Genomic DNA, 7,381 nt, shown 5'->3' with positions numbered 1-7,381 from the left:
CGGGCGAGGCGGGTCGTGAAACGAATGAATCAGACGCGTTCGGCGGTCTGATCACAGCCAGACTTGGCACCATGCAGCACACGCACCAAGACATCTCATTGGGAAACCGCAGAAAAATGCTCAACAGGAAAGCCATCCTAGTCGCCATCTCCCTCCTCGCGCTTGCGGCTTGCTCGGGTCCGGAGTCGGGTGGCGGAGCCAAATCGCCCATGCCTGCGGTGCCTGTCACCACGACCATCGTCGAAACCGTCACGTGGGTGGATTCATTTGAGGCGGTGGGGACGACCAAGGCGCGTGAGTCGATCACCCTGACCGCGAAGATCACTGAAACCGTGCGCAAGGTGAACTTCAGGGATGGGCAGCACGTGGATGCCGGTGATGTGCTGGTGGAGATGACATCAGGCCAGCAGGTGGCTGCCCTGGCCGAGGCCCAGGCGAATTACAAGGACGCAGAGCGCCTGATGCAACGCAACGACGATCTCGTCGGCAAGGGCACCGTATCGCAGCAGGTGGCTGATACGGCCAGAGCCACGCAGGAGTCGAGCAAGGCGCGAGTCGCCTTCCTGCGCGCCCAGCTTTCCGATCGTGTCGTGACGGCTCCATTCTCCGGCGTGCTCGGACTGCGCCAGGTCAGCGTGGGTGCACTGGTTACGCCAGGCACAGTGATCACTACCCTCGACAACATCGACACGATCACCCTCGATTTCTCGATGCCTGAGCGTTTCCTCGCGGCACTGAGCCCCGGTCTCGACGTCCAGGCGACCAGCGTGGCCTATCCGGGGCGCTCGTTTGACGGCGCCATCGTGTCGGTGGATTCGCGCGTGGATCCGGTAACCCGGGCAATTCTCGTTCGTGCGGAAATTCCAAATGAGGATGGTGCGTTGCGTGCGGGCATGTTGCTGACGGTGCGCGTATTGCGCCCGGAACGCGAAGTGCTGGCGGTGCCCGAGATCACGATCGAGCAGATCGGTACGGATTCGTTCGTCTACGTTGTCGACACCACAGGCAAGGTAAAGCGCGAAATAGTCACCCTGGGAGCGCGCAAGGGTGGCATGGTCGAAGTGCTTGACGGGCTCGAAGCCGGCACGCGCATCGTCAGGGATGGCACGGTGAAATTGCGCGACGGTTCAATGATCGTGGACACGAGCCGCGCGGGGACGGAACCAGAATGAGCCTTTCCGACATCTCGATTCGACGGCCGGTATTCGCCGCCGTAGTCAGCCTGTTGCTGATCGTGCTTGGCGTCATGTCCTTTTCGCGCCTGACCCTGCGCGAGTTGCCGGCCATCGATCCGCCCATCGTGTCGGTCGACGTCAACTATCCGGGTGCTTCGGCAGCTGTCGTGGAAACCCGCATCACTCAGGTGCTGGAAGATGCGTTGGCCGGCATCGAGGGTGTCGACGTGATCGAGTCGAGCAGCCGCAATGGCAGTTCGGATGTTTCGATGGAGTTCAATCTGACTCGCGACATCGAGGCTGCTGCCAACGATGTGCGCGATGCTGTAAGCCGCGTCCAGGACCGTCTGCCGGAAGAGGCTGATCCGCCGGAAGTGTCCAAGGTCGAAAGCGATTCCAGCCCGATACTGTGGCTCAACATGCGATCGGATCGCATGAACGCGCTGGAGCTGAGCGATTACGCGGAGCGCTACGTCTCCGATCGCCTGTCTGCGATCGAGGGTGTGGCTCGTGTCTTCATCGGCGGCGGCCAGCGCTACGCCATGCGCATCTGGCTTGATCGCGAAGCCCTGGCTGCTCGCGGCCTTGCCGTATCCGATGTCGAAGCGGCTTTGCGCCGCGAAAACGTAGAGCTGCCCGCAGGCCGGCTCGAGTCTGGCTCGCGCGATTTCACGTTGCGCGTTCAGCGCGGCTATCAGAACGCGGACGATTTCGCGACGATGGCGCTGGCCAAGGGTAGCGACGGCTACGTGGTGCGCCTGGGCGATGTTGCTACTGTCGAGCGCGGCCCAGAGGAGCGACGCTCCTACTTGCGCAGCAACGGCCAGTTCAATGTCGGTCTGGGCATCGTCAAGACATCGACTGCCAATAGCCTGGATGTCGCACGTGCTGCTCGTGCCGAGGCTGAGCGCGTACAGGAGTCGTTACCCGAGGGCACGGAGATTTTCGTCGCCTACGACTCGACCCTGTTCATCGAGGCCGCGGTCGATCGTGTCTACGCGACCCTGATTGAAGGCGGCGTGCTCGTCGTCATCGTCATCTTCCTGTTCCTTGGTAGCGCACGCTCGGCCCTGATTCCTGCGGTGACGGTGCCGGTTTGCCTGATTTCCGCGTTCATCGGCCTGTATGCATTCGGGTTTTCGATCAACCTGCTGACACTGCTTGCCCTGGTGTTGTGCATTGGCCTGGTCGTTGATGACGCGATCGTCGTACTTGAAAACATCCAGCGCCGGGTTGACCTTGGCGAGCCACCCCTGATTGCGGCCAAGCGCGGCGCACGACAGGTTGCTTTCGCCGTCATTGCGACCACGGCCGTGCTGGTATCGGTATTCCTGCCGATTGGTTTCATGGAGGGCAACACGGGGCGATTGTTCCGCGAGCTTTCCGTGACCCTTGCCGGTGCCGTCGCGTTGTCTGCATTCGTTGCGCTGACATTGACGCCAATGATGGCTTCCAAACTGGTGCGGCCCCACAGTGGCAAGCGCGGCTTCAACGTCTGGATCCATCGCTATCTCGACCGGCTGACCCAAATGTACCGGCGCCAGATCGTGCGAAGCAGCGGCAAGCCGGTGATTTTCGGTCTGCTCATGGTGGCGGCTCTTGTCGTCAGCGGCCTGCTCCTGAATACGGTGCCGACGGAGCTGTCCCCCACCGAAGACCAGGGCGTGCTGTTTGTCTCGGTCAGCGGGCCGGAAGGCGCCGGCTACGACTACACGGTCGAACAGATGCAGCAAGTCGAGGAAAAGTTCTTCGACCTGATTGGCGAAGATGGCCCCATTGAGCGATTCAATTCACGTGTGCCGGGAAGCTATGGCGCAAGTCAGGAAATGCATACGGGGCGTATCACGGTATTCCTCAAGGACTGGCAGCAGCGCAGTGAATCGACGCCTGAAGTCGCCAACAAGTTGCGCATGGATCTCGCCGGGTTGCCCGCGGTCCGTGCCATTCCTTCTTACCGGACCGGACTTGTTCGGAGCGGCGGGCAGCCGCTGAATGTCGTCCTTGGCGGTCCTGACTACGAGGAGTTGGCCGTATGGCGCGATCGAATGCTCGCCCGCATGGATGAGAATCCCGGCCTGACCAATCCCGATTCCGACTACAAGGAAACCCAGCCCCAGATGCGGGTCAACATCGATCAGGCTCGTGCAGCCGATCTCGGCGTTTCGGCCCAGGAAATCGGGCGCACGCTTGAAACCATGATGGGAGGTCGCCGGGTCACGACCTTCGTCGATGGCGGCGAGGAGTACGACGTAATCATGCAGGCGCAGCGCGATGATCGCGCCGAACCCGCTGATCTCGACAATCTCTACGTGCGTTCTTCCCGCAGTGGCGAACTGATCCCGCTGGCCAATCTTGTCAGCTTGAGTGAGCTGGCCGAACCTGGACGCCTGAACCGGTTCAATCGGCTGCGCGGAATCACCCTGTCGGCCGGCCTGGCACCGGGATATTCGCTGGGTGAGGCACTGGAGTGGGTGAAGAAAACCGCAGGTGAGGAATTGCCCCCTGAAGCTCAAATCGACTACAAGGGCGATTCACGCGAGTACCTCAAGGCCGGAGGTGCCGTGCTGCTGACGTTCACACTTGCACTGCTGATCGTCTATCTCGTGCTTGCAGCCCAGTTCGAAAGCTTCATTCATCCGTTCGTGATCATGCTGACGGTACCGTTGGCCGTACTCGGTGCCTTGATCGGCCTCTGGCTGACCGGAAATACGTTGAACCTGTTCAGTCAGATCGGCATCGTGATGTTGATTGGCCTGGCTGCGAAGAACGGTATCCTGATTGTCGAATTCGCCAATCAGTTGCGCGATGAAGGCATGGCGATCAAGGATGCCATTGCCGAATCGGCTGCAGTACGTCTGCGGCCCATCCTGATGACTTCGGTGGCGACGATGGCAGGCGCAGTGCCACTGGTTCTGGCTGGCGGGCCTGGCTCGGCCAGTCGCTCGGCAATCGGTGTGGTGGTGATCTTCGGCGTGGCGTTTTCGACGCTGCTATCCCTGTATGTCGTGCCTTCGTTCTATGCCTTGCTTGCGCCGTATACGCGATCTCCCGACGCATTGACGCGCAAGATCGAACAACTCGATGCGCAAACGCCTACGGTTGGTGGCCACGCGTGAGCCAGGGCGCTCCAGTGGTGCAGGGCGAGGGTTTTGTACTGCGCCCCTGGACTCTGGATGACCGTGAGTCGCTGCTTCGGCACGCCAATGACGAAGGCGTGTCGCGAGGCTTGTCGGATCGGTTTCCGTTCCCGTATACGGTCAATGACGCGAACAATTTCCTCTCCCATCCAGTCGAGGCGCCTTCCGTGGTGCTTGCCATCGAGATCGATGGCGAAGCTGTCGGCGGCATCGGGTTGCGTCCGGGTGAAGACACACTGCGCATTGGCGGTCAGCTCGGCTACTGGCTGGGGCGTCGCTACTGGGGCATGGGCATCATGAGTCGCATCGTGCCGCGCTGGTGTGAATACGTTTTCGCAAGCTACGGTTTCGAACGGCTGCAAGCTACCGTATTGTCGAACAATCCGGCATCTGCGCGCGTTCTCGAGAAGAGTGGATTCGTGCGCGAAGGTACGCTGCGACGTGCGGCGATCAAGCGCAACGAGGTATTCGACTTGTGGATGTATGCCATGCTTCGGCCCCAACCCGATTCCAGCAGACGGAATAGCTGACATGTCCGACAATCCGTGGAAGTCCGGCAAGCCAGGGCAGCCTTCGCCCTGGAAGAGCCGCACCAAGCCGCCAGAGCGTGCTCGCGCGCCCGAAGTTGCCGACGCGCCACCTGAGCAGGGATTCGAATCACGCCCGCGTGTTGCCCGCCCCAGTGGGGAGCTTCGCCTGTACGGACTCAATGCCTGCCTGGCTGCATTTGCCAGGCGACCCAATGATTTGCGCAAGGTCTATCTTCTCGAATCACGAATCGACGAATTGAAACCCGTGCTTGCCTGGTGCGCGAAGAACCGACTGGGTTATCGCGTCGTTGAGAACACCGATCTCGACAAGCTGACTGCCTCGCGACACCACGAGGGCCTGTGTTTCGAGATGCTTCGGCAGGCACCACTTGGCTTGACCGAGTTGCTCGGCATGCAGGAACCTGCGCCCGCCAGATCACTGCTGATCTGGCTGGATGGCGTGGGCAATCCGCATAATTTCGGTGCCTTGTTGCGCAGCGCAGCGCATTTCGCCGCGGGTGGCGTCATCGTGCCAGCGGCATCTTCGCTTGATTTGTCCGGAGCCGCCGCACGTGTAGCGGAAGGTGGTGCCGAAATGGTCGCACTGGCCAGGGTCGAGGATGAAGCCGTTGCACTTTCACAGTTGCGTGAGGCGGGCTATACCATCGCTGCGACAGTTCCTCGTGAGGGGCAGGAGCTTTATTCGACGCGAATGGCGCAGAGAACGGTGCTCGTCTTTGGTGCCGAGGGTGAAGGCATGAGTGCGGCCCTGATCGAAGCGGCCGACCAACGCCTGAGCATTCCGGGAAGCGGGCTGGTCGACAGCCTGAATATTGCTGCCAGTGCGGCTGTCGTGCTCGGCGAATACTGGCGGCAGACCCGCTGACCCCATGCCCGGATACAACGAAATAGCCTGAGCCACGCTCCGGGCTACTTGTGTTCGCCCAGGTATTCGGACACGCGCACATGCCAATCGGATGCGTTGATCGCATGCAGAATGGATGCGTCCAGCTCCTCGCGCAGAGGACTGGAATCGGGAAGGGCGAACGCATAGTCCTGACGTTCCAGAACGAGCGGCAGGATATGCAGCATGCCGCGAAATTTGCGATTGATTTCCCAGCGAAGCAACGGCGCGTCGTAGAGCACGGCGTCCACCTGACCATCGGCCAGCTCGCGTAGTGCCGAATCGACATCGGCAGCGGTGGAAAATTCAAGGCCGCGGCGCTCCAGCCATTCCGCACTGGTTGTATCGGCGACGCTGGCGATCACCGCTCCGGCCAGGTCATCGGCATTGCTGATGCGCTGGCTGAGCTGGCCGACTGTCAGTGCACTGGTGATCGAGGCCGTGAAGAAGGAGACGACAAGAAGGGCTGTCACCATCCAGATCATCCCCAACAGGCGACCGCCGATCGTGCGCGGGGCGAGGTCTCCATAGCCGACCGTGGTCATGGTGACGATTGCCCACCAGAACCCGGAAAAAATTCCGTTTCCGCTTCCTCCGCCAAAGTGTTCCGGGTTTCCCTTGCGCTCCAGCAACCAGACCAGGACGCCAACGCTGAACAACAACAGGACCAGCACGCCAATAATCTTGAGGAACGCCGGCGAGAACAGTGCGCCTACCGCAGCAAGCCAGCCGGAGCGGTGGTTGCTGCGTACCGCCACGCCCAGGCCGGAACTGATGATGGCGTGCGCGAAATCCATGTCGGCTTCACGTTCGGCGGTGGCCGTAATGGCACCGATTCCGACATCCACATCGCCGCGACTGACCGCCTCGAGCAATTCCTCCAGTTCAAACTGCCTGTACTCGAACGCCCAGTTGTTCTGGACTGCCGCTTCTTCCCACAGGTCGATGGCGAGGCCGGCGTAGGCATTGCTTTCGGCGATCACGAACGGCGGGGCAACCTTGACGCCGACGATCAGCCGCTGCGAAGCAGGTTCGACCTCAGATGATTGGGCCAGGCCGTGCTGCGGCACAAGGCATGCCAGGAGCAATCCGAACACACTGAGGAACTTGCACACCGAGCCCACTCCCTACATGAATAACCTTGCATGCAGGGTAACGTAGGCGTGCTCCACGAAAAACCTGTTGATCAAATTGGACCTCAGGTTCGCCGCTTGCATTGCAGGCGCAGGCGTTCGTGCGATTGAACCTGCCGGCCCGGAGTTTTGAAGAATGCTCCGGGTTGCGCCGGACCTGAGTATCGGGAGGCTGGTCAGGGGCAATGCTCAACGCATCGTGTTGGATTTCACCCGCCGACCGGTTGGCCGAGGTAGCACTCCTGACGAGCTTCCTTCGAATGGACTGCGCCGCATGATCGCGATGCGCAAGCTACCTAGTGTTCCGCTTCTTCCTTCTCGAATGCGCCCGGCGCGGAGCCGAAGTCACCTTCGGCAGATGTAGCCAGGTACATCGCCACTGCGTATGCCGCAACGTTCTGGCGCAACTGTTCGGGATCAACCTTGTCCAGGGTATCGTTTTCGGTGTGGTGCCATTCGAAATAGCGCGATGCATCCTGGCGCAGCGAGAGCCCTGCCATGC

Annotated in this window: 5 protein-coding genes and 1 pseudogene; 4 read left to right on the top strand and 2 right to left on the bottom strand. The window is 60.9% G+C overall.

Annotated features, from left to right (window positions below):
* The first annotated feature begins 116 nt into the window (after positions 1-116).
* Genes WBP53_RS01470 through WBP53_RS01455 form a run of 4 tightly spaced genes read left to right on the top strand, consistent with a single transcriptional unit; the run spans position 117 to position 5,728 of the window.
* Positions 117-1,172 carry an efflux RND transporter periplasmic adaptor subunit gene (locus WBP53_RS01470; RefSeq protein WP_423925210.1) on the top strand — a complete coding sequence of 352 codons (1,056 nt, stop codon included), beginning with the start codon at positions 117-119 and terminating at the stop codon, positions 1,170-1,172.
* Positions 1,169-4,291, top strand: coding sequence for an efflux RND transporter permease subunit (locus tag WBP53_RS01465; RefSeq protein WP_423925208.1), 3,123 nt, complete (start codon positions 1,169-1,171; stop codon positions 4,289-4,291). The genes WBP53_RS01470 and WBP53_RS01465 overlap by 4 nt, the downstream gene beginning before the upstream one ends.
* On the top strand, positions 4,288-4,842 hold the full coding sequence (locus WBP53_RS01460) for a GNAT family N-acetyltransferase (RefSeq protein ID WP_423925206.1): 555 nt from the start codon (positions 4,288-4,290) through the stop codon (positions 4,840-4,842). The genes WBP53_RS01465 and WBP53_RS01460 overlap by 4 nt, the downstream gene beginning before the upstream one ends.
* A 1-nt stretch (position 4,843) precedes the next feature.
* A complete protein-coding gene (locus WBP53_RS01455) occupies positions 4,844-5,728 on the top strand; it encodes a TrmH family RNA methyltransferase (protein ID WP_423925204.1) in 885 nt (294 codons plus the stop codon).
* Between the two features lie 44 nt (positions 5,729-5,772).
* Here WBP53_RS01455 and WBP53_RS01450 read toward each other — a convergent pair whose 3' ends face one another.
* On the bottom strand, positions 5,773-6,861 hold the full coding sequence (locus tag WBP53_RS01450; RefSeq protein WP_423925202.1) for a transporter substrate-binding domain-containing protein: 1,089 nt from the start codon (positions 6,859-6,861) through the stop codon (positions 5,773-5,775).
* A 314-nt stretch (positions 6,862-7,175) separates the two neighbouring features.
* Positions 7,176-7,381, bottom strand: a pseudogene (locus tag WBP53_RS01445) (peptidase M28 family protein); the annotation flags it as partial.

Origin of the sequence: Dokdonella sp. (genome assembly GCF_049593775.1) — a bacterium.
Lineage (GTDB): Bacteria > Pseudomonadota > Gammaproteobacteria > Xanthomonadales > Rhodanobacteraceae > Dokdonella.
This window is presented reverse-complemented; position numbering and strand designations above follow the sequence as displayed.